The sequence below is a fragment of the Komagataeibacter europaeus genome, from assembly GCF_002173515.1.
Taxonomy (GTDB): Bacteria; Pseudomonadota; Alphaproteobacteria; order Acetobacterales; family Acetobacteraceae; genus Komagataeibacter; species Komagataeibacter europaeus.
In genome coordinates this window covers 1,635,151-1,659,419 of the sequence record NZ_CP021467.1, presented here as the reverse complement: position 1 = coordinate 1,659,419, position 24,269 = coordinate 1,635,151, and the positions used below count along the sequence as shown (strand labels likewise).

The window sequence follows — 24,269 nt, the reverse complement described above, 5'->3', positions numbered from 1 at the left end:
CCTGTCCCGGCCCGGGTCCGTGGAAGGTCAGCCGACCGGGCGGAGGGAAACAGGCCACGCATGAACGGTATCGTTGTTACCGCGCTCAAGCGGCCCTATACTTTCGTCGTCCTTTCCATCCTGATTGTCGTATTCGGTGTCCGTGGACTGCTGCGCACGCCAACCGACGTCTTCCCCAGCATCAATATTCCCGTCGTTGCGATCTGCTGGACCTATACCGGCCTCATGCCCGAGGACATGTCCGGCCGCGTCGTCTATTATTACGAACGCGCCCTGACCGCGACGGTCAACAATATCGAACATATCGAAAGCCAGTCCTATTACGGGCGCGGCATCGTGAAGGTGTTCTTCCAGCCCGGCACCGATACCGCCGTGGCGCAGACGCAGATCACCTCCGTTTCCCAGACGGTCATCAAGCAGATGCCCGCGGGCATGACCCCGCCGCTTGTGCTGACCTACAACGCATCATCCGTGCCGGTGCTGACGTTGCAGGTGTCGTCCGATTCCATGACGGCGTCGCAGATCTATGACATGTCCTCCAACCTGATCCGCCCTGCGCTGGTATCGGTTGCGGGGGCGGCCATCCCCAACCCGTATGGCGGCCAGCCAGGCAATATCATGGTTGACCTGGACCAGAGCAAGCTGCTGGCCCATGGCCTGTCTGCGACCGATATCGGCAATGCGCTGGGCAAGCAGAACATCGTGCTGCCTGCCGGTGACCAGCAGATCGGCGCATTCGACTGGATGGTCCAGACCAATGCCTCGCCTGAGGAAATAGACAGTTTCAATAACATGCCCATCAAGCAGGAAGGCAATTCCGTCGTCTACCTGCGTGATGTGGCGTGGGTGCATGCCGGCGGGCCACCACAGACCAACATGGTGCTGGTCAAGGGGCATCAGGCCGTCCTGATCGTCATCATGAAAAGTGGCGACGCCTCCACCCTGTCGGTGGTCAGCGGGATCAAGGCGCTGCTGCCCTCCATTGTCCGCACGCTGCCGCCGGGCGTCGATATCACCGTGCTGGGCGATGCCTCGACCTTCGTGAAGGAAGCGGTGCGCGACGTGGTGCAGGAAATGGGCACCGCCGCCCTGCTGACCAGTCTCGTGGTGCTTCTGTTCCTGGGGTCGTGGCGATCGACGGTCATCATCGCCACCTCCATTCCGCTGGCCATGCTGTGTTCGGTCATCGGGCTGGGCATGGCGGGGCAGACCATCAATGTCATGACGCTGGGTGGCCTGGCGCTGGCGGTCGGTATCCTGGTTGATGACGCCACCGTCATGATCGAGAACATCGACGCCCACCTTGAAATGGAAAAGGATCTGGAAACGGCCATCATTGACGCCGCCAACCAGATCGTTATCCCCACCTTCGTGTCCACATTATGTATCTGTATCGTGTGGATGCCGCTGTTCCAGCTGACGGGTGTCGCAGGCTGGCTGTTCATGCCCATGGCCGAAGCCATCATCTTCGCCATGATCGCATCCTTCATCCTGTCGCGCACGCTGGTGCCGACCATGGCCAAATACATGCTGGCGGCACAGGTCGCGGCCCATGCGGCGGCCAGGGCGGCGGGGGGACACCAGGAACCGCGCAATATCTTCGGTCGCTTCCAGCAGGGGTTCGAGCGGAAGTTCATTGCCTTCCGCAACCGTTATCGCGCCATCCTTGAACACCTGATCAGCATACGCGGGCGGTTCGTGCCGATATTCGGCCTCGGGGCGTTCTGCTCGCTCGTGCTGCTGGTGTTCGCGGGGCAGGACTTCTTTCCCGAAATCAATTCCAATGCGCTGGCGCTGCACATGCGCGCGCCGATGGGCACCAAGATCGCCGAAGCCGGCAAGATTTCCATGCTGGTGAATTACGAGATCGAACGCCTGCTGCCTGGACAGGTCGAAAATATCGTCAACAACTGCGGCCTGCCGTTCAGCCCGCTCAACCAGGCATTCATCCCCACGCCCACCGTTGGTGCGCAGGACTGTGACCTGACCGTGACGCTGAAGGATGAGGAAGCGCCCGTCGCGAAATACCGCACGATCCTGCGCAAGGGGCTGGCGGAGAAATTTCCCGGCACCGAGATCACCTTCATGCCGGCCGACCTGACGGCCAAGATCCTCAATTTCGGCCTGCCCGCACCGCTGGACGTGCAGGTCACGGGGCGCAACCTGTACGCCAATTTCGACTTTGCCGAAAAGCTGGCTGAAAAGCTGCGCCATGTCACCGGCATTGCCGACGTGGCGGTGCAGGAACCGCTGAATACGCCCACGCTGCGCGTCAATGCGCGCCGGACCTACGCGCTGGGTACCGGCCTGACCGAAGCGGACGTGGCGAACAACGCGCTGGCCGTCCTGTCGGGCAGCGGGCAGGTGGCGCCGACCTACTGGCTGGATCCCAAGACCGGGGTTTCACATCTGGTGGATATCCAGACGCCGCTGCAGTTCCTGCAGACCATGAACGACCTTGAGACCATTCCCATCGACAAGGGCGACGGCAACCCGTCGGACAAGGCGCCGCAGATCCTGGGCGGGCTGAGCGACATCGTGCAGACCGGCACCCCGGGCGAGGTCTCGCACTACAACATCATGCCGGTGTTCAACATCTACGCCTCGACCGAGGGGCTGGACCTTGGCGCGGTGTCCCGGCAGGTCGCCCGCGTGGTGGACGATGTGCGCAAGGACCTGCCCGCGGGGTCCAGCCTGACCATCCGTGGTCAGGCGGAGACCATGAACGGGGCGTATACCCAGCTTATCGGCGGCCTGGCGATGTCGATCCTGCTGGTGTACCTGATCATCGTGGTCAACTTCCAGTCATGGCTGGACCCGTTCATCATCATCACGGCCCTTCCCGGGGCGCTGGCGGGGATCGCGTGGAGCCTGTTCCTGACGCATACGGCGCTGTCGGTCCCGGCGCTGACGGGGGCGATCATGTGCATGGGCACGGCCACGGCCAACTCCATCCTTGTCGTATCCTTCGCGCGGGAACGGATGGATGTGCATGGCGATGCGCTGCGCGCCGCGATCGAGGCGGGGTATGAACGTATCCGTCCCGTGCTGATGACGGCGTCGGCCATGATCATCGGCATGCTGCCCATGTCGCTGAGCAATTCGCAGAATGCCCCGCTGGGACGCGCCGTGATGGGCGGCCTGCTGGTGGCGACATGCGCGACCCTGCTGTTCGTTCCCTGCGTATTCGCCCTGATCCATTCCAGAAAGTCCAAGAAGTCCGCCGCTGGCGAAGGAGAACACGCATGACCGCCACAGGCGAAACCCCCAAGCCACGCATGTCCGGGCGCGCGCGGCTGTATGTCACCCTGGGTGGGGTTGTGGTGGCCGCCATTGTCGCGGGTGGCATTCTTGAACGCCGGATCCATGTCTCGCACCTGAAGGACGTGGCGCAGGACGCGGCCATTCCCCGCGTGCAGGTCATCATGCCGCAGAAGGGACCGAAGACCCGCACGCTGGACCTGCCGGGCAATATCTCGGCCTGGTACCAGGCGCCCATCTTCGCGCAGGTCTCGGGCTATGTGCAGATGTGGTATAAGGATATCGGCGCGAAGGTGAAGGCGGGCGAGATCCTGGCCACCATCGACACGCCGGGACTGGATGCGCAGTACGCGGCATCCAAGGCCAATTTCGACGTGGCCATGGCGCGGTACAGGCTGGCCCAGATCACCGCCAAACGCTGGCGTGCGCTGCAGGGCACGCAGGCCGTGTCACAGCAGGAAGTGGACGTGCAGGCCGCCAATGCCGAAGCCCGGCAGGCGGAAGTCGAGGCCGCGCGCCACGAAGTGTCCCGCTACGCCGCCCTGATTGCGTTCAAGCAGATCGTGGCCCCGTTTGACGGCGTGGTGACATCGCGCCTGGCAGATGTGGGCGATTACGTGAACGCGGGCGGTGGCGATGTCTCGTCCCGTGGCACCGCAACCGAACTGTTTAGCGTGGCGGACGTGCACCGTATGCGCGTGTTCGTGTCCGTGCCACAGGATTATGCCGACATCATCAGCCCCAAGCTGGAAGGTGACGTGTCTGTGCCGCAGTATCCGGGGCGGGTGTTCAAGGCCAAGTTCCTTGCGACCGCCAAGGCGTTCAATGTGGGCACGCGTACGGTGACGACCGAACTGGTGGTCGATAATGACAAGCGCGAACTGTGGCCGGATTCCTATGCCAATGTACACTTTGTCGCACCCGGTGATCCCGATATCCTGATAATCCCCGAAGGTGCCCTTGTGTTCCGCGCGCAGGGCATGCAGGTGGCGGTCGTGGACGCCGATGACCGCATCCGCCTGCGCAATGTAACGGTTGGTACCAATCTGGGGACAAAAGTGCAGGTTCTGGCAGGTATCGGTCCAAAGGACCGGATTGTGAACAACCCGTCGGCGGGTCTGCTGGAAGGCCAGAAGGTCTATCTGGTCGGTGCGACGCCGGGATATAACGACGCAGGTGCGACCGCCTCGCCCGCGGTGGACAAGGGGGATGACGTGCGGGCCATGCCCGCGGGCGACAGCAACGCGGGCGACACGGGGGTGCGCCAATGAACGGCGCACCACGCGACCCGTCATGCCCCATGCTGTCCCGTCGCATGCTTTCGCTGGCCGGATGCGCCGCAATCGCCAGTACGCTGGGTGGCTGCGTGGACCTGGCCCCGAAATACCATGGCCAGCATTACATGCTGCCCGACAACTGGAAGGGGGATGCCGTGGTGCAGTTCGGCACCCCGCAGGATGGCGTGGCCAGGGGGGACTGGTGGAAGGTCTTTCACGACTCCACCCTTGATGAACTGGAAGAACGCGCCAGCCACCTGAACCCGAACCTGCAGGCGGACGCGGAAGCCTTCACCCAGGCGCGGGACATCGTGGCGGAAGCGCAGTCGAACCTGTACCCACAGATCTCGGGTGGGGCCGGCGCGTCACAGAACCAGGCATCCAACCACCGTCTGTGGCGTGGCGTGGGGTCGACCGGCCCGATCTACATGTCATCCGAACAGTATAGCGCCGCGGCACGGTGGGAACCGGATTTCTGGTCCGCCATCCGTAACCGCAGGCGCGTGCAGCAGCGTCTGGCGCAGGCGGCGGCGGCCGATTTTGCGGTGGCGCGGCTGAGCATCCAGTCCGAACTGGCCAATGACTACATGCAGTTGCGCGGGATGGATGCGCAGCACGCGGTCTATCTCGACTCGATCCGGTATTACGAAACCGCGGTCAAGATCACCAAGATGCGGCAGGCTGGCGCCATCGCGGCCGGTATCGACGTATCGCGCGCCCAGACGCAGCTTTCGTCCACCCAGGCGGCGGATACGGACCTGCAGGCCCGGCGCGCCGTGATGGAGCACGCGATTGCGATCCTGGTGAACGTGACCCCGACCAGTTTCCATATCCAGCCCCGTAACCAGATTACCTTCCCCAAGGTGGCGACCCCGGTCGGCATTCCGGCCACCCTGCTGGAACGCAGGCCCGACATCGCCAGCGCCGAACGGCACATGGCGGCGGCCAACCGGGCCATCGGCGTTTCGCGCGCGGCGTTCTTCCCGCGTGTAACCTTCAGCGCGACAGCCGGTTTCATGGATAACGGCTTCACGCTCGATAAATTCGCCAACGGCATGTACTCCTACGCCGCGCAGGCGGCCATGCCCCTGTTCCAGGGCGGGTTGCGGCGCGCGGAAGTGCAGCGCAACTGGTCGCAGTACCGTCAGGCGGAAGACCAGTACCGCGGCATCGTGCTGGATGCGTTCAAGGACGTGGAAGACGGGCTGAGTCTGACGCATGACCTCAATATAGAGGCCGCCCAGCAGGCGGAGGCCGTGCAGGCCTCCATGCGCACGCAGAACATGACCATGCAGCTTTATACCGGTGGCCTGACCAATTACCTCGACGTGGTAGTGGCGCAGGTCGCGGCCCTGCAGGCGCGCATTTCCGAAGTGCAGGTGGAAACCCGCTACATGCAGGCGCAGGTGGAACTGATTCGCGCGCTGGGCGGTGGATGGAGCACGGCGGAACTGCCGAACAACAAGCAGCTCAAGCCTTTCGACCCCATGCAGTACACGCATATGCGCATGCCACGGTCCTTCAGTGGCGTGAATGTCGATAATGGCCCCGATTCCCTCGACCTGTCGGGCAAGGGATTTCATGACGGGGACTTGACAGCCCCCGCCAAATAGCGGTAGGTGCGCGCCTCTTATCGGAACGCGGGAGGTCGCGCTTCCTGTCCATGCGGGGCGGGGGCGGGCCACCAGAACCGCGGTCCGGGTGAAACAGTCAGGAGCCCCGGATATGGCCAAAAAAATCGTTGGCTACATCAAGCTGCAAATCCCCGCCGGCAAGGCGAATCCGTCCCCGCCGGTTGGTCCGGCACTGGGTCAGCGCGGCCTGAACATCATGCAGTTCTGCAAGGAGTTCAACGCAAAGACGCAGGGTCTCGAACCCGGTATGCCGATTCCCGTCGTCATCACCGCGTATGCCGACCGTACGTTCAGCTTCATTACCAAGACCCCGCCGAACACCTACTTCCTGATGAAGGCCGCCAAGATTTCCAAGGGCAGCTCCACGGTAGGCAAGGCAGCGGCAGTCGGTAAGGTCACGATCGCGCAGCTGCGCGAGATCGCCGAGACGAAGCAGAAAGACATGAACGCCAACGATATCGACGGCGCCGTGCGCATGCTGGCGGGTTCCGCCCGCTCCATGGGCCTCGACGTGGTGGAGGGCTGATTACAATGGCAAAGAACAAGCGTCTGACCGCAGCCCGCGCCGCTGTCGACAGCACGAAGCAGTATGGCCTGGATGAAGCCATCAACCTGGTCAAGAACAACGCCAAGGCGAAGTTTGACGAGACCGTCGAAATCTCCATGAACCTGGGCATTGACCCGCGTCATGCAGACCAGATGGTCCGTGGCCTGCTGTCCCTGCCCAACGGCACGGGCAAGACCCTGCGCGTTGGCGTGTTCGCCCGTGGCCCGAAGGCCGAGGAAGCAACGGCGGCCGGTGCCGACGTGGTTGGCGCCGAAGACCTGGCCGAAAAGGTGAAGGCTGGCGAAATCGAGTTCGATCGCTGCATCGCGACGCCGGACATGATGGCGCTGGTCGGTCGTCTGGGCAAGATCCTCGGCCCGCGTGGCCTGATGCCCAACCCCAAGCTGGGCACCGTGACCATGGACGTGAAGGGCGCGGTTTCCGCGGCCAAGTCCGGTCAGGTCGAATACCGCGCGGAAAAGGCCGGTATCGTGCATGCGGGCGTTGGCAAGGCGTCGTTTGACGAAGCCAAGCTGGCTGAAAACATCCGTGCGTTCGTGGACGCCGTCCAGAAGGCCCGTCCCACGGGCGCGAAGGGCACGTATGTAAAGAAGATCGCCCTGTCCTCCACCATGGGGCCGGGTGTTACGGTTGACACGTCCGCTTTCACCGCGGGCTGACGTCAGCTGAAGAATGACCCTGCCCTGTAACAGGGGCGGGGGAACAGGGGATGACGGCCTGGCCGTCATTTTCCGAACCTGTCCATGACCGGATGTGGCGCAAGCCTTGATTGCCCGCAGGGGCTGCAACCGGGAGACGGGGATTGCCGGATCGGGGCGAAAGCCCGCACTGGTTGTTCCGTTTGAAAGGACAGGCGAACCGGGATATGACCGGCACGCCGGAATATCCCAAGGGTAAACCCTACCTGTCGGCTTCTTGCTGGCAGGTGATGATGGAGACGGGATTTGGACCGTACGGAGAAGCGGGAGTTTGTTGCCTCCCTCGCAGCCGTGTTCGCTGAGACGTCCATGGTCATCGTCACCCGTAATGACGGGCTGAGCGTGGCTGATGTGACGGAACTCCGGCGTCGCGTGCGTGCGGCAGGAGCTACACACAAGGTCGCGAAGAACCGGCTGGCCTCTCTCGCCCTGGCAGGGACCCAGTTCGAAGGCATCAAGCCGCTGCTGAAGGGGCCGACCGCGTTGTCGTGGGCGGATGAACCCGTAGCAGTGGCGAAGGTGCTGGTCGAGTTCGCCAAAACCAATGAAAAGCTTGTTCTGCTCGGTGGATCGCTTGGTGCCCAGACGCTCAGCGTCGAAAGCATCAAGGCTCTGGCCGAGCTGCCGTCCCTGGACGTTCTGCGCGCGCAGCTGGTGGGGCTTATCTCCACGCCGGCAACGCGTATCGCAGGCGTGCTGCAGGCGCCGGCCGGACAGCTTGCACGGGTTTTTGGTGCCTATGCCAAGACGGGCGAAGCAGCCTGAGACCTATGACCCGGCCCGCCGGGTTATCAAAAAAATGGCATTTTCCTGAAAAAACGGGATTGTGCCGTGCCAACCAGTGTATAAATTAGGAAGACCAAAATTATGGCCGATCTGAACAAGATTGTTGAAGACCTGTCCGCTCTGACCGTTCTGGAAGCTGCCGAGCTGTCCAAGCTGCTGGAAGAAAAGTGGGGCGTTTCCGCTGCTGCTCCGGTTGCTGTGGCTGCTGCCCCGGGTGCCGCTGCTGGTGGCGCGCCGGCTGAAGAGAAGACCGAGTTCGACGTTGTCCTGACCAAGGCGGGCGACAAGAAGATCAACGTGATCAAGGAAATCCGCGCGATCACGGGTCTGGGCCTGAAGGAAGCCAAGGATCTGGTCGAGGGCGCGCCCAAGACCATCAAGGAAGGCGCCAGCAAGGATGAAGCCGAAAAGATCAAGAAGACCCTTGAAGACAACGGCGCTGCTGTCGAAATCAAATAAGTTGGCCAATCGGGATGCGTCGTTTATGACGCACTCAGGCTGATTGTTCAGGTGAGGGTGGAAACCGTCTGGTTTCCGCCCCCTTGGGCGTTACAGGCACCCTGGCCGCGAGGCTTCGGGTGCCTTTGGCGGTAGTGAAGGGTTGGTCGGGCCATGGGGCCGGTTGATCCGCCAAGGATTTTTACGGGCCGCGCAGTCCGCGTGACATTCGTGTCACGGTCGTGCGGACCTGTGTGGATGGGGGCTGGATAGGCGATGAACGCGATTACAAAATCGTTCACGGGACGCAAACGCATCCGCAAGAGCTTCGGGCATATACCCGAGGTCGCTCCGATGCCCAATCTGATCGACGTGCAGCGGGCAAGCTACGAGACGTTCCTCCAGATGAATGTGGCGCCCGACAGCCGGACGCCGACGGGCCTGCAGGAAGTGTTCCGTTCCGTCTTTCCGATCAATGATTTCGCGGGGCGCGGGCGTCTGGAATTCGTCAGCTATGAGCTGGAAGAACCGAAATACGACGTCGAGGAATGTATTCAGCGTGGCCTGACCTTTGCCGCGCCGCTGAAGGTGATCCTGCGCCTGATCGTGTGGGACGTGGATGAAGATACCGGGTCACGCTCGATCCGCGATATCAAGGAACAGCCGGTTTACATGGGCGACATGCCGCTCATGACCGATAACGGCACCTTCATCATCAACGGGACCGAGCGTGTCATCGTCAGCCAGATGCACCGCAGCCCCGGCGTGTTCTTCGATCATGACAAGGGCAAGACCCATTCTTCGGGCAAGTTCCTGTTCGCTGCGCGCGTCATTCCCTATCGCGGGTCGTGGCTCGATTTCGAATTCGACAGCAAGGACCTGATCTACGTCCGCATCGACCGCAAGCGCAAGCTGCCGGTCACCACGCTGCTGTACGCCCTGGAAGGCGCGGCATCCGAAGCCGCCCGCGCCGCCAAGGCCGCCGAGGGTGGCGACGTGGAGTCCATGGAAATCCGTGGCATGGATCCCGACGAGATCCTGAGCTACTTCTATGGCAAGGTCGAGTTCACCAAGACGGAAAAGGGCTGGGCCCGCCGTTTTGACGCCGATTCCTTCCGTGGCATGAAGCTGCTTGAGCCGCTGATCGATGCCCAGACGGGTGAGGAAGTCGCCCCGGTCGATGCGAAGCTGACCGCGCGCATGGTCCGCAAGATCGCGGAAACCACCAAGGAAGTGCTGGTCGGCCCGGCCGGGCTGATCGGGCGTTTCATCGCGTCCGACATCGTCAACGAACACACGGGCGAGATCTTTGCCGAAGCCGGTGACGAACTGACCGAGCAGAAGCTGGAAGAACTTGAGGAAGCTGGCCTGACCACGCTGTCCACCCTTGCGGTCGACGCGGCCAATGGCCCATGGATCCGCAATACGCTGGCTGTGGACAAGAACGCCTCGCGCGATGAGGCGCTGACCGACATCTATCGTGTCATGCGCCCCGGTGAGCCGCCGACGCCCGAGACGGCGGAAGCCATGTTCTCCGGCCTGTTCTTCGATCCCGACCGTTATGACCTGTCCGCCGTTGGCCGCGTGAAGATGAACATGCGCCTTGGCGTGGACGTGCCCGATACGGTGCGCGTCCTGCGCAAGGAAGACATCCTGCGCACCGTCAAGATCATGTGCGAACTGAAGGACGGTCGCGGCGCGATTGACGACATCGACAACCTTGGCAACCGTCGCGTGCGTTCGGTTGGCGAACTGATGGAAAACCAGTACCGCGTTGGCCTGCTGCGCATGGAGCGCGCCATCCGCGAACGCATGGGTTCGGTCGATATCGACACGGTCATGCCGCATGACCTGATCAACGCCAAGCCGGCGGCGGCCGCGGTGCGTGAGTTCTTCGGCTCATCCCAGCTCAGCCAGTTCATGGACCAGACCAACCCGCTGTCGGAAGTCACGCACAAGCGTCGCCTGTCCGCACTCGGCCCGGGTGGGCTTACGCGTGAGCGTGCGGGCTTCGAAGTCCGTGACGTGCACCCGACGCATTATGGTCGTATCTGCCCGATCGAGACGCCGGAAGGCCCGAACATCGGCCTGATCAACTCCCTCGCCACCTATGCCAAGGTGAACAAGTACGGCTTCATCGAAACCCCGTACCGCATGGTTGAGGACGGCGTTCTTCAGGATGGCTGGAAATACCTTTCCGCCATGGAAGAGGAAAAGCTGGTCGTTGCCCAGGCGGATGCGAAGCAGGACGCGCAGGGTCACCTGACGGACGACCTGGTTTCGGTGCGCCGTGGCGGTGACTTCCGTCAGGTTCCGCCGACCGACGTGACGGCGTGTGACGTCTCGCCCAAGCAGCTTGTCTCGGTTGCCGCGGCCCTCATTCCGTTCCTTGAGAACGATGACGCCAACCGCGCGCTGATGGGCTCGAACATGCAGCGTCAGGCCGTGCCGCTGGTGCGTTCGGACGCGCCGCTGGTCGGCACGGGCATGGAAGCTGCCGTGGCCCATGACTCGGGTGCCGCGATCGTGGCCCGCCGCCATGGCGTGGTGGACCAGATCGATGGCGCGCGTATCGTTGTCCGCGCGACGGATGATGCCGGTGCGACGCAGGGCGTGGATATCTACCGCCTGCGCAAATACATGCGTTCCAACCAGTCCACCTGCATCAACCAGCGTCCGCTGGTGCGCGTGGGTGACCAGGTCCGCGCGGGTGAGATCATCGCCGATGGTCCGTCCACCGAACTGGGTGAACTGGCGCTGGGCCGTAACGTGCTGGTCGCGTTCATGCCCTGGAACGGTTACAACTTCGAAGATTCGATCCTGATTTCCGAACGGATCGCGCGTGATGACGTGTTTACCTCGATCCATATCGAGGAATTCGAGGTCATGGCCCGCGACACAAAGCTGGGCCAGGAAGAAATCACCCGCGACATCCCCAATGTCGGTGAGGAAGCGCTGCGCAACCTTGACGAAGCCGGGATCGTGTATGTGGGCGCCGAGGTGAACCCCGGCGATATCCTGATCGGCAAGGTCACGCCAAAGGGCGAAAGCCCGATGACGCCGGAAGAAAAGCTGTTGCGCGCCATTTTTGGTGAAAAGGCGTCCGATGTCCGTGACACCTCGCTCAAGCTGCCGCCCGGCACGACGGGTACCATCGTGGATGTGCGCGTGTTCTCCCGCCGTGGCGTGGACAAGGACGAGCGCGCGATGGCGATCGAGCGCGCCGAGATCGAACGCCTGGCCAAGGACCGCGACGATGAACGCGCCATCCAGGAACGTTCCTTCTACAACCGTCTGCGCGAGCACCTGATCGGCCAGACGGCCGGTACGGGCTTCAAGGGCATCCGTTCAGGCACCGAGATCACGGATGAGGTTCTGTCCGAGCACCCCCGTGGCGCATGGCGCAACATCACCGTGATGTCCGATGAGGTCATGGCGGAACTGGAAACGCTACGTCGTGAATTCGATGCCGCCGTTTCCAAGATTCAGGCCCGCTTCGACAACAAGGTCGAGAAGCTGCAGCGTGGTGACGAACTGCCGCCGGGCGTGATGAAGATGGTCAAGGTCTTTGTCGCGGTGAAGCGCAAGCTGCAGCCGGGTGACAAGATGGCTGGCCGTCATGGCAACAAGGGTGTCGTCTCCCGCGTTGTGCCGGTTGAGGACATGCCGTTCCTTGAGGATGGCACCTCGGTTGACATCGTGCTGAATCCGCTCGGCGTGCCGTCGCGCATGAACGTGGGACAGATCCTTGAGACCCATCTGGGCTGGGCCTGCGCCAATATTGGCCGGCAGGTAGCCCAGCTGGCCGATGAGTACCAGCGCCATGGCGAAAAGCGCCAGGAATTGCTTGATGAACTGAAGTCGGTTTATGGCGACAAGGTTTATGACGAGCAGATCGGCGACATGACCGACGCCCAGCTGCTGGAGCTGTGTGGCAACCTGCGCAAGGGCGTGCCGATTGCAACGCCGGTGTTCGATGGCGCGTCCATCCCGGATATCGAGACCATGCTGCAGAAGGCAGGCGTGGATAAATCCGGGCAGTCGCAGCTGATCGACGGGCGCACGGGTGAACCGTTCGAACGCAAGACCACGGTCGGTTACATCTACATGCTCAAGCTGCATCATCTTGTTGATGACAAGATCCATGCCCGTTCCATCGGCCCGTACTCGCTGGTGACCCAGCAGCCGCTGGGCGGCAAGGCGCAGTTCGGTGGGCAGCGCTTTGGTGAAATGGAAGTGTGGGCGCTGGAAGCTTATGGCGCGGCTTACACACTGCAGGAAATGCTGACGGTCAAATCGGATGACGTGTCCGGTCGTACCAAGGTGTATGAAGCCATCGTGCGCGAGCAGGATGATTTCGAAGCCGGTATCCCGGAAAGCTTCAACGTCCTGATCAAGGAACTGAAGTCCCTTGGCCTGAATGTTGACCTGGAACAGAGCGGTTCCTGACCGGACCTTGTGTTGCACGTCGGTCCATACATTTTTCTTTCAGGAGTGGAAGCAGATAACGCGGCTGCTTCCGCTTCATTCCCTCAGGGGGTTTGCGGCGCATGAATGAACTCATGAAGATCCTTGGTCAGGGCGGCCAGGCCATGACCTTCGATCAGATCAAGATCCAGCTGGCTTCGGCCGAGCAGATCCGTTCCTGGTCGTACGGCGAGATCAAGAAGCCCGAGACCATCAACTACCGGACATTCAAGCCGGAACGTGATGGCCTGTTCTGTGCGCGGATATTCGGTCCGATCAAGGATTACGAATGCCTGTGCGGCAAGTACAAGCGGATGAAATTCCGCGGCATCATCTGCGAAAAGTGCGGCGTTGAAGTCACGCTGGCCAAGGTCCGGCGTGAGCGCATGGGCCATATCGAACTGGCAAGCCCCGTCGCCCATATCTGGTTCCTGAAGTCTCTGCCCAGCCGTATCGGCCTGATGGTCGACATGACGCTGAAGGATCTGGAAAAGATCCTGTATTTCGAAAGCTATGTGGTTCTGGAACCCGGCACGTCGCCGCTCAAGCAGTACAGCCTGCTGACGGAAGACCAGTACCTTGACGTCATGGACGAGCATGGCGACGAGGGGATCGAGGTCGGAATTGGCGCCGAGGCGATCAAGAAGATCCTGGAACGCATTGACTGCAAGGTCGAAAAGGAAGAACTGCGTCAGGAACTGAAGGACACCACGTCCGAGGCTAAGCGCAAGAAGCTGGTCAAGCGCCTGAAGCTGGTCGAGGCCTTTGCCGACAGTGAATCGCGCCCGGAATGGATGATCCTGGAACTGGTGCCGGTCATCCCGCCCGAACTGCGGCCACTGGTGCCGCTGGATGGCGGCCGGTTCGCGACATCGGACCTGAATGACCTGTACCGTCGCGTCATCAACCGTAACAACCGTCTGAAGCGGCTGATCGAACTGCGTGCGCCGGACATCATCGTCCGTAATGAAAAGCGCATGCTGCAGGAATCGGTCGATGCGCTGTTTGACAATGGCCGTCGTGGCCGTGCGATCACGGGGGCGAACAAGCGCCCGCTGAAGTCGCTGTCTGACATGCTCAAGGGCAAGCAGGGCCGTTTCCGTCAGAACCTGCTTGGCAAGCGCGTTGACTACTCCGGCCGTTCGGTCATCGTGGTCGGTCCGGAACTGAAGCTGCACCAGTGCGGCTTGCCCAAGAAGATGGCGCTGGAGCTGTTCAAGCCGTTCATCTACTCCAAGCTGGAAAAATACGGTCATGCCACCACCATCAAGGCCGCGAAGCGGATGGTGGAAAAGGAACGTCCTGAAGTCTGGGATATCCTTGAGGAAGTGATCCGCGAACATCCGGTCATGCTCAACCGTGCGCCGACGCTGCACCGTCTGGGCATCCAGGCGTTCGAGCCGGTGCTGATCGAAGGCAAGGCGATCCAGCTGCATCCGCTGGTCTGCACCGCGTTCAACGCGGACTTTGACGGTGACCAGATGGCCGTTCACGTGCCGCTGAGCCTTGAGGCGCAGCTGGAAGCGCGCGTGCTGATGATGTCCACCAACAACATCCTCAGCCCCGCCAACGGCAAGCCCATTATCGTGCCGTCACAGGATATCGTGCTGGGGCTTTACTATCTCAGCCTCGAGACCCCGGAATTCCGTGCGACCCCCGACCAGAACAGCTATGATGACAAGGGGCAGGTGACGGTTGCGGGTGCGCCTTCCTTCTCCAGCGTGGGCGAAGTGGAATATGCGCTCAGCACGGGCGCCGTAAAGCTGCATGACAAGATCCGCGCGCGTATCGAGAATGTCGATGCCGAGGGCAAGGTCACGCGCGAAACCGTCGTGACCACGCCGGGCCGCATGCTGGTGGCGCAGATCCTGCCGCGCAACGCCGCGCTGCCGTTCTCGCTGATCAACCGCCAGTTGACCAAGAAGATCGTGTCGGACGTCATCGACGCGGTTTACCGTCACTGTGGCCAGAAGGAATGCGTGATCTTCTGTGACCGCCTGATGGGCCTTGGTTTCCGTCACGCGGCGAAGTCGGGCATTTCCTTCGGCAAGGACGACATGATCGTCCCGACCGAGAAGAAGGAACTGGTCGACCGCACCGCTGCCGAGGTGAAGGAGTTCGAACAGCAGTATCAGGACGGCCTGATCACCGCGGGCGAACGCTACAACAAGGTGGTCGATGCCTGGTCGCGTTGCACGGACGAAGTGCAGGCCGCGATGATGAAGGAGATTTCCAAGCAGGAAATCGGCAAGCCGACCAACTCCGTGTGGATGATGAGCCACTCCGGTGCGCGTGGGTCGCCAGCACAGATGAAGCAGCTGGCCGGCATGCGTGGCCTGATGGCCAAGCCGTCGGGTGAGATCATCGAACAGCCGATCATCGCCAACTTCAAGGAAGGCCTGTCGGTTCTCGATTACTTCACCTCCAGCCATGGTGCGCGTAAGGGTCTGGCTGATACCGCGCTGAAGACCGCGAACTCGGGTTACCTGACCCGCCGTCTGGTCGACGTGGCGCAGGACAGCATCATTGTCGAGGAAGACTGCGGCACCGAACGCGGCCTGACGGTCCGTGCGGTCATGGATGGCGGCGAGGTTGTCGCGTCCCTGTCCGAGCGTATGCTGGGTCGTACCCTTGCCGCCGACGTGCTGGATCCGGCGACCGGCAAGATGCTGTTCCCGCGCAATACGCTGATCGAGGAAGCCCAGGCCGAGCAGATCGAGAAGGCGGGTGTCGAAAGCCTGCTGATCCGCTCCGTGCTGACCTGTGACAGCCGTGTGGGCGTGTGTGGCCACTGCTATGGCCGTGACCTTGCACGCGGCACGCCGGTCAATATCGGTGAGGCCGTGGGCGTCATCGCCGCCCAGTCTATTGGCGAGCCGGGCACCCAGCTGACCATGCGTACCTTCCATATCGGTGGTGCGGCGCAGCGTGGCGCCGAACAGTCGATGGTCGAGGCGTCGCGTGACGGCAAGGTGACGATCCGCAACAAGAACGTTGTGCATAACAGTCAGAACGTGCCCATCGTCATGTCGCGTAACTGCGAAATCCTGCTGACGGATGACCGCGGCACCGAACGCGCCCGCTACCGTGTACCTTATGGTGCGCGCCTGCTGGTGGAAGACGGGGCCGAGGTCACGCGTGGCCAGAAGATGGCCGAGTGGGATCCGTACACCCTGCCGATCATTACCGAACAGCCCGGTAAGGTCGAATACCTTGACCTGATCGACTCCATCACCCTGGTGGAGCGGATGGATGAGGTGACCGGCCTGACGTCGAAGGTGGTCGTGGACTACAAGCAGGCATCCAAGGGGATCGACCTGCGTCCTCGCCTGCAGCTGAAGGACGCCAATGGCGATGTGGTGAAGCTGGCCAACGGCAACGACGCCCGCTACTTCCTGTCGCCTGACTCGCTGCTGTCGGTTGAGAACGGCGCACAGGTCAACGCAGGCGACGTGCTGGCGCGTATCCCGCGTGAAGGCTCCAAGACGCGTGACATTACCGGTGGTCTGCCGCGCGTGGCCGAACTGTTCGAGGCCCGCCGTCCGAAGGACCACGCCATCATCTCGGAAACCGAGGGGCGTGTGGAATTCGGCAAGGACTACAAGTCCAAGCGCCGTGTCATCGTGAAGAACGACGAGACGGGCGAGGAGACGGATTACCTGATCCCCAAGGGCAAGCACGTTTCCGTCCAGGAAGGCGACTTTGTCCAGGTTGGCGATCCGCTGGTCGACGGTCCGCGCGTGCCGCACGACATCCTGAAGGTTCTGGGGGTCGAGGCGCTGTCCGACTATCTCGTCAACGAGATCCAGGACGTCTATCGACTGCAGGGTGTGAAAATCAATGACAAGCACATTGAAGTCATTGTCCGCCAGATGCTGCAGAAGGTGGAAATCCTTGAGCCGGGCGATACGACCTACCTGATCGGTGAGACGGTGGACCGTATCGAGTACGAGGAAGAGAACACCAAGCGCCTGAACATGGGCGAGCGTCCGGCTGTTGCCATGCCTGTGCTGCAGGGCATCACGAAGGCGTCGCTGCAGACGCAGTCCTTCATCTCCGCCGCATCCTTCCAGGAGACCACGCGTGTCCTGACGGAGGCCGCGACGGCAGGGAAGAAGGATACGCTGAACGGCCTGAAGGAGAACGTGATTGTCGGCCGCCTGATCCCGGCAGGGACGGGCAGCGTGATGAACAAGCTCCGTGCCGTTGCGGCGGGCGAGGACAAGCAGCGCCTGGCCCAGGCGCGCGCTGCGGTGGCCACCACCAAGGCCGCCGAATAACAATACGAGTGAAATGCCAGGTACCGCAGGCCGGTATCTGGCAAGATTCGGTGCTGCACTATTGTCACCATCCGATTCAGGCGGTATCAGCGGCCTGACGGAGCGGTGCTCCGAGTCCGGTGGAACAGAGTCGCTCTGTCGGACTGCTAGCGAATCCTGCGCAAGGCTTGACTTTTGGTCAGTTTGCCCGTAGGTAACGCGCCCTCGGCTAGCCCTGTCTGAAAGACGTCGTTGGCCGTCGAATGCAGCATGCAGACATGCGGTGCCGCAGTCCGGGAATCGGGCTGCCCAGGCCGGATGTAAATATGATGCCCGAACGGATGGTTGTCATTCGTTGGGGTTTTGTTGTGAACGACAGTCGGCAACCAGATATGGGGTTGGCCGGCCGAATTTTGTAAGGATCGGGAAAGGCGTATGCCGACCATCAACCAGTTGATCGCGAAAGGTCGCGAGCCCGCAGCCAAACGCAACAAGGTTCCTGCTCTGCAGGGCTGTCCGCAGAAGCGTGGCGTTTGTACTCGTGTTTACACAACCACACCGAAGAAGCCGAACTCGGCTCTGCGTAAGGTGGCAAAAGTTCGCCTGACCAACGGGTATGAGGTTGTGAGCTATATTCCGGGTGAGGGGCATAACCTCCAGGAACATAGTGTTGTCCTGATCCGTGGTGGTCGCGTTAAGGATCTTCCTGGCGTGCGTTATCACATCCTGCGCGGCGTTCTGGACACCCAGGGTATCGCCAAGCGTCGTCAGCGTCGCTCGCTCTATGGCGCGAAGCGTCCTAAGTAAAAGGAATAACGAGGCATGAGTCGCCGTCATCGCGCAGTAAAGCGCGAGATTCTTCCCGATCCGAAATTTGGTGATGTCGTCATTACGCGTTTCATGAACGCCCTGATGTACGACGGCAAGAAGTCCACAGCCGAAGGGATCGTCTATGGCGCCCTTGAGGTGCTGCGTCGCCGTGGTGGCGCTGCTGCGGACCCTGTGGTCATGTTCCACAGCGCGCTGGACAACGTCAAGCCGGCTGTCGAGGTGCGTTCCCGCCGTGTTGGTGGCGCCACCTACCAGGTTCCGGTCGAAGTCCGGGCCGAGCGCCGTCAGGCGCTGGCAATCCGCTGGCTGATCGACGCGTCGCGCAAGCGTGGCGAGAACACCATGCAGGATCGTCTGTCGAATGAACTTCTTGATGCCGTCAACAATCGTGGCGCCGCGGTCAAGAAGCGCGAAGACACGCACCGCATGGCCGAAGCCAACAAGGCATTCAGTCATTACCGCTGGTAAAGGCGGTCTGGTCGGTCTATTGACCGGCCCGGCTTCCGAAACGGAACTTTCCAACCCGACTCTCGGCACGAGGCCGAGTTAACGGAGAAAACGATGGCAAAGGCTAAATTTGAGCGGAATAAGCCGCACTGCAACATCGGCACGATTGGTCACGTCGATCACGGCAAGACCTCGCTGACCGCTGCTATCACCAAGACGCTGGCGAAGGCCGGTGGTGCGGAATTCAAGGCGTACGACATGATCGACGCCGCACCTGAAGAACGCGCCCGTGGCATCACCATCTCGACCGCGCACGTCGAGTACGAGACCGCGAAGCGTCACTACGCACACGTCGACTGCCCCGGCCATGCTGACTATGTGAAGAACATGATCACTGGTGCCGCGCAGATGGACGGCGCGATCCTGGTTGTGTCCGCTGCTGACGGCCCGATGCCGCAGACCCGTGAGCACATCCTGCTTGCCCGCCAGGTTGGCGTGCCGGCGCTGGTCGTGTTCCTGAACAAGGTTGACCAGGTTGACGATCCGGAACTGCTGGAACTCGTCGAAATGGAAGTGCGTGAGCTGCTGTCCGCTTACCAGTTCCCCGGTGACGATATCCCCATCATCAAGGGTTCGGCCCTGGTGACGCTGGAAGATGGCGATCCGGAAGTCGGTGAAAACCGCGTCATGGACCTGATGAACGCCGTTGACGAATACATCCCGCAGCCGGAACGTCCGATCGACCGTCCGTTCCTGATGCCGATCGAGGACGTGTTCTCCATCTCCGGTCGTGGCACCGTGGTGACGGGTCGTGTCGAGCGTGGCGCCGTGAACGTTGGCGACGAAATCGAGATCGTTGGCCTGCGCCCGACGCAGAAGACGACCGTGACCGGCGTTGAAATGTTCCGCAAGCTGCTTGATCGCGGTGAAGCAGGTGACAACATCGGCGCGCTGCTGCGTGGCACGAAGCGTGAAGACGTTGAGCGTGGCCAGGTGCTGGCGAAGCCGGGTTCCATCACCCCGCACACCAAGTTCAAGGCGGAAGCCTACATCCTGACGAAGGAAGAAGGTGGCCGTCACACGCCGTTCTTCACCAACTATCGTCCGCAGTTCTATTTCCGCACGACCGACGTCACCGGCGTCGTTCACCTGCCGGAAGGCACGGAAATGGTCATGCCTGGCGATAACGTCGCCATGGATGTGGAGCTGATCGCTCCGATCGCCATGGATGAAGGCCTGCGCTTCGCTATCCGCGAAGGTGGCCGCACCGTTGGTGCAGGTGTTGTTGCTTCCATCACGGCGTGATTGGACAGTAACTGAAGTGTGGAATCCCGGTCGGAGCGATCCGGCCGGGTTTCCATTGCGGATCGGGTTCCCCCGAATCAGGTAAAGTTGGACTGAAACAGAAAGATGGACAACCAGAACATCCGCATTCGCCTGAAGGCGTACGATCATCGGGTGCTTGACAACAGCACGAAAGAGATCGTCAACACGGCGAAGCGTACGGGTGCGCGGGTTCGGGGTCCTATCCCGCTGCCGACGCATATTGAACGGTTCACCGTGAACCGCTCCCCCCACGTGGATAAGAAAAGCCGCGAGCAGTTCGAAATTCGGACCCATCGCCGGCTGCTCGACATTGTCGAGCCGACCCCGCAGACCGTGGACGCTCTCATGAAACTCGACCTCGCCGCTGGCGTGGATGTCGAGATTAAACTCTAAGGTCCAGACGATGCGCACCGGATTGATCGCAAAAAAGCTGGGTATGACCCGGCTGTTCAAGGAAGACGGCACACATGTGCCGGTGACTGTCCTGCAGGTTGATGATCTGCAGGTGGTTGATGTCCGTACGACCGAGCGTGATGGCTACACCGCCGTCCAGCTTGGTTCGGGCAAGGCCAAGGTCAAAAATGTGTCGAAGCCGAACCGCGGCCATTTTGCCAAGGCCAAGGTCGAGCCCAAGAAGAAGCTGGCTGAATTCCGCGTTGCGGATGACGCCGTCCTGGAAGTCGGGGCTTCTCTGTCCGCTACCCACTTTGTGGTGGGACAGAAGGTGGACGTTACCGGCACCAGCAAGGGTAAGGGTTTTGCCGGCGCGATGAAGCGCTGGAACTTTGCCGGTCTCGAAGCCACCCACGGTGTCTCGATCAGTCACCGTTCGCACGGTTCGACGGGTAACCGTCAGGATCCGGGCAAGGTTTTCAAGAACAAGAAGATGGCCGGCCATCTCGGTTCCGAGCGTGTGACCACGCTGAACCTCGAGATTGCGGCTGTTGACGCCGAAAAGAACCTGATCATGATCCGCGGCTCCGTGCCGGGCGGAAAGAATGAGGCGGTTCTGGTTCGTGATGCGATCAAGAAGGCCCGTCATGCCGAGGCGCCGTATCCGGCGGCCCTGGTTGAGGCTGCGGGCTGAGGATAGAGGGCAATGGATTACGATATCAAAACCCTCGATAACGGAAGCGCAGGCAAGGCCAGCCTTCCCGACGAGATTTTCGCCGCAACACCGCGCACGGATATCATGGCGCGTGTGGTGCACTGGCAGCTGGCAAAGCGCCGGGCAGGTACGCACAAGGTCAAGGGCATGGGGGAAATCTCCGGCACGACCAAGAAGCCGTACCGCCAGAAGGGCACCGGCAGCGCCCGTCAGGGTTCGCTGCGTTCGCCGCAGTACCGCACCGGTGGCGTGGTTCATGGCCCGGTCGTGCGCGACCATGGCTATGACCTGCCCAAGAAGGTGCGCCGTCTGGGCCTGATCTCCGCGCTGTCGCAGAAGGCGGCGGAAGGGAAGCTGGTCGTGCTTGATGCGGCGACTGCCTCGGGCAAGTCCGCTGAGCTTGCGAAGAAGCTGAAGGTTCTGGGCTGGACATCCGCCCTGATCGTGGATGCCGCCGTTGAAGAAAACTTCGGCCGCGCCGCGCGCAACCTTCCGAAGATCGACATTCTCCCGACCATCGGTGCGAATGTCTATGACATCCTGAACCACGATGTGCTGGCGATCACCCGCGCAGGTGTTGAGGGACTGAAGGAGCGTCTGGCATGACCAACATCCTGGCAATCCGCAAGAAGGCGGAACGCATGTCGCGCGAAGCAATGTACGACATCATCCGCGCGCCCCTGATCACGGAAAAGGCCACGGCCCTGTCCGAGAAGAATCAGGTCGGTTTCAAGGTTGCGATCGATGCGACGAAGCCGGAAATCAAGGTAGCGGTCGAGACGCTGTTTGGCGTGAAGGTTCTGGGTGTCAACACGCTCATCCAGAAAGGTAAGGCCAAGCGCTTCAAGGGACGTCCCGGCCAGCGTTCGGATGTGAAGAAGGCGTTTGTCCAGCTTGCTGAAGGTCAGTCCATCGACCTGACAGCGAAGCTGGTCTGACGTGGGGTGACAAGAAATGGCATTGAAGCACTTTAATCCAGTTACCCCCAGCCTGCGCGGAACGGTTCTGATCGACCGCAAGGAGCTGTGGAAAGGCAAGCCCGTCAAGGGCCTGACCGAGGGGAAGAACAAGAGCGGCGGCCGTAACAACCACGGTCGCACCACCTCGCGTTTCATCGGTGGCGGACACAAGCAGTCCTACCGCTATGTCGATTTCAAGCGTCGCAAGTTCGACGTGGTCGGCACGGTGGAACGCCTGGAATACGATCCGAACCGTACGGCCTTCATCGCCCTCATCAAATACGAAGATGGCGAACTGGCTTACATCATCGCACCGCAGCGCCTGAAGGTAGGCGATCAGGTTGTTGCTGGCACCCGCGCCGATATCAAGCCGGGCAATGCAATGCCCCTGTCGTCGGTTCCGGTGGGTACGATCATCCACAACATCGAGCTCAAGGCCGGTGGTGGTGGCAAGATCGCCCGTTCCGCTGGCACCTATGCGCAGCTGGTCGGCAAGGATGTGGGCTATGCCCAGATCAAGCTGCAGTCCGGTGAACTGCGTGTCGTCCGTGCGGAGTGCATGGCCACCATCGGTGCCGTGTCCAACCCGGACAACATGAACCAGCATCTGGGCAAGGCCGGCCGTAACCGCTGGCTGGGCCGCCGTCCGCATAACCGTGGTGTCGTCATGAACCCGGTTGATCACCCGCATGGTGGTGGTGAAGGGCGGACCTCGGGCGGTCGTCATCCGGTTACGCCATGGGGCAAGCCGACTAAGGGTTACAAGACCAGGGTCAACAAGCGTACGGACAGTCTGATCATCCGTCGCCGGAAGACCGGCAAGTAAGGGGCATTTAAGATGGCACGTTCCGTCTGGAAGGGCCCGTTCGTGGACGGGTATCTGCTGAACAAAGCCGATGCATCGCGCGCGTCGGGCCGTAACGAAGTGATCAAGATCTGGTCGCGTCGATCCACCATCCTGCCGCAGTTCGTCGGACTGACGTTCGGCGTCTATAACGGGCACAAATTCCTGCCCGTGCAGGTTTCCGAGAACATGGTGGGGCACAAGTTCGGTGAGTTTTCACCGACCCGTACCTTCACGGGTCATTCTTCGGACAAGAAAGCGAAGCGGGGCTGATCATGAGCAAGCCTAAGCATCCGCGCACGCTCGCGGAAACCGAGGCGCAGGCGCTGACGCGGAACATCCGCATCAGCCCGCGCAAGCTGAACCTTGTTGCGGGCCTGATCCGCAACAAGCCGGCCGCGCAGGCGATCGCCACCCTCACATTCTCCAAGCGTCGTATCGCCCAGCAGGTCAAGAAGACCCTGGAAAGCGCGATCGCCAACGCCGAGAACAACCATCAGCTGGACGTTGACCAGCTGGTCGTTGCCCGTGCAGAGGTGGGCAAGTCGATCGTGATGCGTCGTTTCCACGCACGTGGTCGTGGCCGTTCGGCCCGCATCGAGAAGTTCTTCAGCCACCTGACCATCGTCGTGGCGGAAAAGAAGCCCGAAGCTGAAACCGAAAAGAAGGCGGCCTGATCCATGGGACATAAAGTTAATCCGATCGGGCTGCGGCTCGGTATTAACCGGACATGGGACAGCCGCTGGTATGCTGATGCCGATTATGCGCGTCTGCTGCATGATGACCTGAAGCTGCGGTCCTACCTGCGCCGCAAGCTGTCCGGTGCCGGCGTATCCCGCGTTGTGATCGAACGCCCGGCCAAGAAGCCGCGCGTGACCATCTACGCGGCCCGTCCGGGCGTCGTGATCGGCAAGAAGGGCCAGGACATCGATGTGCTGCGCAAGGATCTGGCCCGCATGGCCAAGACCGATGTCGCGCTGAACATCGTCGAAATCCGCAAGCCGGAAATCGATGCGACCCTGGTGGCCGAGAACATTGCCCAGCAGCTCGAACGTCGTGTTGCCTTCCGTCGCGCCATGAAGCGTGCCGTGCAGTCCGCCATGCGCCTGGGTGCGCAGGGGATCCGGATCAACTGCTCCGGCCGTCTGGGCGGTGCGGAAATCGCACGTGTCGAGTGGTATCGTGAAGGCCGCGTGCCGCTGCATACGCTGCGTGCGGACATTGATTATGGTGTGGCGACCGCCAAGACGACCTATGGCACCTGTGGTGTGAAGGTCTGGATCTTCAAGGGTGAGATTCTTGCCCATGATCCGCTGGCGCAGGACCGTCGCGCCGCCGAACAGGCCCCGCAGCGCTAATCTGCGGG

At 61.5% G+C, this 24,269-nt stretch carries 20 protein-coding genes; all 20 read left to right on the top strand.

Features of this window, described 5'->3' with window-relative positions:
- The first annotated feature begins 60 nt into the window (after positions 1–60).
- The 20 genes from S101446_RS07665 to rpsC all read left to right on the top strand — a co-directional run bounded on the left by S101446_RS07665 (position 61) and on the right by rpsC (position 24,261).
- Entirely contained in the window at positions 61–3,249 is a 3,189-nt protein-coding gene (locus S101446_RS07665; RefSeq protein WP_048850365.1) for an efflux RND transporter permease subunit, read from the top strand.
- Positions 3,246–4,532: an efflux RND transporter periplasmic adaptor subunit gene (locus S101446_RS07660; protein WP_019084559.1), complete on the top strand. Its 1,287-nt coding sequence runs from the start codon at positions 3,246–3,248 to the stop codon at positions 4,530–4,532. Before S101446_RS07665 ends, S101446_RS07660 begins: the two co-directional genes overlap by 4 nt.
- Positions 4,529–6,151 carry an efflux transporter outer membrane subunit gene (locus S101446_RS07655; RefSeq protein WP_010506754.1) on the top strand — a complete coding sequence of 541 codons (1,623 nt, stop codon included), beginning with the start codon at positions 4,529–4,531 and terminating at the stop codon, positions 6,149–6,151. Before S101446_RS07660 ends, S101446_RS07655 begins: the two co-directional genes overlap by 4 nt.
- Before the next feature lie 112 nt (positions 6,152–6,263).
- Positions 6,264–6,698, top strand: coding sequence for a 50S ribosomal protein L11 (rplK, locus tag S101446_RS07650; RefSeq protein WP_010506752.1), 435 nt, complete (start codon positions 6,264–6,266; stop codon positions 6,696–6,698).
- A 5-nt stretch (positions 6,699–6,703) separates the two neighbouring features.
- The gene (rplA, locus tag S101446_RS07645) at positions 6,704–7,399 is read left to right on the top strand and encodes a 50S ribosomal protein L1 (protein ID WP_019090427.1); all 696 of its coding nucleotides are present in this window, start codon (positions 6,704–6,706) and stop codon (positions 7,397–7,399) included.
- A 285-nt stretch (positions 7,400–7,684) separates the two neighbouring features.
- The gene (gene rplJ / locus S101446_RS07640) at positions 7,685–8,203 is read left to right on the top strand and encodes a 50S ribosomal protein L10 (protein WP_010506748.1); all 519 of its coding nucleotides are present in this window, start codon (positions 7,685–7,687) and stop codon (positions 8,201–8,203) included.
- A 102-nt stretch (positions 8,204–8,305) separates the two neighbouring features.
- Positions 8,306–8,683, top strand: coding sequence for a 50S ribosomal protein L7/L12 (gene rplL, locus S101446_RS07635; RefSeq protein WP_010506747.1), 378 nt, complete (start codon positions 8,306–8,308; stop codon positions 8,681–8,683).
- A gap of 255 nt (positions 8,684–8,938) precedes the next feature.
- Positions 8,939–13,111 (top strand): DNA-directed RNA polymerase subunit beta, encoded by a 4,173-nt coding sequence (gene rpoB / locus S101446_RS07630; protein WP_019090426.1) that lies wholly within the window; start codon positions 8,939–8,941, stop codon positions 13,109–13,111.
- A gap of 101 nt (positions 13,112–13,212) precedes the next feature.
- Positions 13,213–17,409: a DNA-directed RNA polymerase subunit beta' gene (gene rpoC / locus S101446_RS07625; RefSeq protein ID WP_010506745.1), complete on the top strand. Its 4,197-nt coding sequence runs from the start codon at positions 13,213–13,215 to the stop codon at positions 17,407–17,409.
- 414 nt (positions 17,410–17,823) lie between these two features.
- On the top strand, positions 17,824–18,195 hold the full coding sequence (rpsL, locus tag S101446_RS07620) for a 30S ribosomal protein S12 (protein WP_003621118.1): 372 nt from the start codon (positions 17,824–17,826) through the stop codon (positions 18,193–18,195).
- Between the two features lie 15 nt (positions 18,196–18,210).
- Positions 18,211–18,687, top strand: coding sequence for a 30S ribosomal protein S7 (gene rpsG, locus S101446_RS07615; protein WP_007399617.1), 477 nt, complete (start codon positions 18,211–18,213; stop codon positions 18,685–18,687).
- A gap of 93 nt (positions 18,688–18,780) precedes the next feature.
- On the top strand, positions 18,781–19,971 hold the full coding sequence (tuf, locus tag S101446_RS07610) for an elongation factor Tu (protein WP_010506739.1): 1,191 nt from the start codon (positions 18,781–18,783) through the stop codon (positions 19,969–19,971).
- Between the two features lie 105 nt (positions 19,972–20,076).
- Entirely contained in the window at positions 20,077–20,385 is a 309-nt protein-coding gene (rpsJ, locus tag S101446_RS07605; protein ID WP_007282720.1) for a 30S ribosomal protein S10, read from the top strand.
- Positions 20,386–20,395: 10 nt separating this feature from the next.
- Positions 20,396–21,079: a 50S ribosomal protein L3 gene (rplC, locus tag S101446_RS07600; protein WP_010506736.1), complete on the top strand. Its 684-nt coding sequence runs from the start codon at positions 20,396–20,398 to the stop codon at positions 21,077–21,079.
- A 12-nt stretch (positions 21,080–21,091) separates the two neighbouring features.
- Positions 21,092–21,706 carry a 50S ribosomal protein L4 gene (gene rplD, locus S101446_RS07595; RefSeq protein WP_010506735.1) on the top strand — a complete coding sequence of 205 codons (615 nt, stop codon included), beginning with the start codon at positions 21,092–21,094 and terminating at the stop codon, positions 21,704–21,706.
- A 35-nt stretch (positions 21,707–21,741) separates the two neighbouring features.
- On the top strand, positions 21,742–22,038 hold the full coding sequence (locus S101446_RS07590; protein ID WP_010506732.1) for a 50S ribosomal protein L23: 297 nt from the start codon (positions 21,742–21,744) through the stop codon (positions 22,036–22,038).
- Between the two features lie 16 nt (positions 22,039–22,054).
- The gene (gene rplB, locus S101446_RS07585) at positions 22,055–22,885 is read left to right on the top strand and encodes a 50S ribosomal protein L2 (protein WP_010506731.1); all 831 of its coding nucleotides are present in this window, start codon (positions 22,055–22,057) and stop codon (positions 22,883–22,885) included.
- A gap of 12 nt (positions 22,886–22,897) precedes the next feature.
- Complete coding sequence (gene rpsS / locus S101446_RS07580) at positions 22,898–23,176, top strand: 30S ribosomal protein S19 (protein WP_007399623.1); 279 nt, start codon at positions 22,898–22,900, stop codon at positions 23,174–23,176.
- Between the two features lie 2 nt (positions 23,177–23,178).
- Positions 23,179–23,580 carry a 50S ribosomal protein L22 gene (gene rplV, locus S101446_RS07575; RefSeq protein ID WP_007399624.1) on the top strand — a complete coding sequence of 134 codons (402 nt, stop codon included), beginning with the start codon at positions 23,179–23,181 and terminating at the stop codon, positions 23,578–23,580.
- Between the two features lie 3 nt (positions 23,581–23,583).
- Entirely contained in the window at positions 23,584–24,261 is a 678-nt protein-coding gene (gene rpsC, locus S101446_RS07570; protein WP_010506729.1) for a 30S ribosomal protein S3, read from the top strand.
- The last annotated feature ends 8 nt before the right edge of the window (positions 24,262–24,269 follow it).

Excerpts from the sequence above, each read along its gene's own strand:
- S101446_RS07665 (WP_048850365.1), top strand. The coding sequence starts at position 61 with ATGAACGGTATCGTTGTTACCGCGCTCAAGCGGCCCTATACTTTCGTC.
- S101446_RS07660 (WP_019084559.1), top strand. The coding sequence starts at position 3,246 with ATGACCGCCACAGGCGAAACCCCCAAGCCACGCATGTCCGGGCGCGCG.
- S101446_RS07655 (WP_010506754.1), top strand. The coding sequence starts at position 4,529 with ATGAACGGCGCACCACGCGACCCGTCATGCCCCATGCTGTCCCGTCGC.
- rplK (WP_010506752.1), top strand. The coding sequence starts at position 6,264 with ATGGCCAAAAAAATCGTTGGCTACATCAAGCTGCAAATCCCCGCCGGC.
- rplA (WP_019090427.1), top strand. The coding sequence starts at position 6,704 with ATGGCAAAGAACAAGCGTCTGACCGCAGCCCGCGCCGCTGTCGACAGC.
- rplL (WP_010506747.1), top strand. The coding sequence starts at position 8,306 with ATGGCCGATCTGAACAAGATTGTTGAAGACCTGTCCGCTCTGACCGTT.
- rpoB (WP_019090426.1), top strand. The coding sequence starts at position 8,939 with ATGAACGCGATTACAAAATCGTTCACGGGACGCAAACGCATCCGCAAG.
- rpoC (WP_010506745.1), top strand. The coding sequence starts at position 13,213 with ATGAATGAACTCATGAAGATCCTTGGTCAGGGCGGCCAGGCCATGACC.
- rpsL (WP_003621118.1), top strand. The coding sequence starts at position 17,824 with ATGCCGACCATCAACCAGTTGATCGCGAAAGGTCGCGAGCCCGCAGCC.
- rpsG (WP_007399617.1), top strand. The coding sequence starts at position 18,211 with ATGAGTCGCCGTCATCGCGCAGTAAAGCGCGAGATTCTTCCCGATCCG.
- tuf (WP_010506739.1), top strand. The coding sequence starts at position 18,781 with ATGGCAAAGGCTAAATTTGAGCGGAATAAGCCGCACTGCAACATCGGC.
- rpsJ (WP_007282720.1), top strand. The coding sequence starts at position 20,077 with ATGGACAACCAGAACATCCGCATTCGCCTGAAGGCGTACGATCATCGG.
- rplC (WP_010506736.1), top strand. The coding sequence starts at position 20,396 with ATGCGCACCGGATTGATCGCAAAAAAGCTGGGTATGACCCGGCTGTTC.
- rplD (WP_010506735.1), top strand. The coding sequence starts at position 21,092 with ATGGATTACGATATCAAAACCCTCGATAACGGAAGCGCAGGCAAGGCC.
- S101446_RS07590 (WP_010506732.1), top strand. The coding sequence starts at position 21,742 with ATGTCGCGCGAAGCAATGTACGACATCATCCGCGCGCCCCTGATCACG.
- rplB (WP_010506731.1), top strand. The coding sequence starts at position 22,055 with ATGGCATTGAAGCACTTTAATCCAGTTACCCCCAGCCTGCGCGGAACG.
- rpsS (WP_007399623.1), top strand. The coding sequence starts at position 22,898 with ATGGCACGTTCCGTCTGGAAGGGCCCGTTCGTGGACGGGTATCTGCTG.
- rplV (WP_007399624.1), top strand. The coding sequence starts at position 23,179 with ATGAGCAAGCCTAAGCATCCGCGCACGCTCGCGGAAACCGAGGCGCAG.
- rpsC (WP_010506729.1), top strand. The coding sequence starts at position 23,584 with ATGGGACATAAAGTTAATCCGATCGGGCTGCGGCTCGGTATTAACCGG.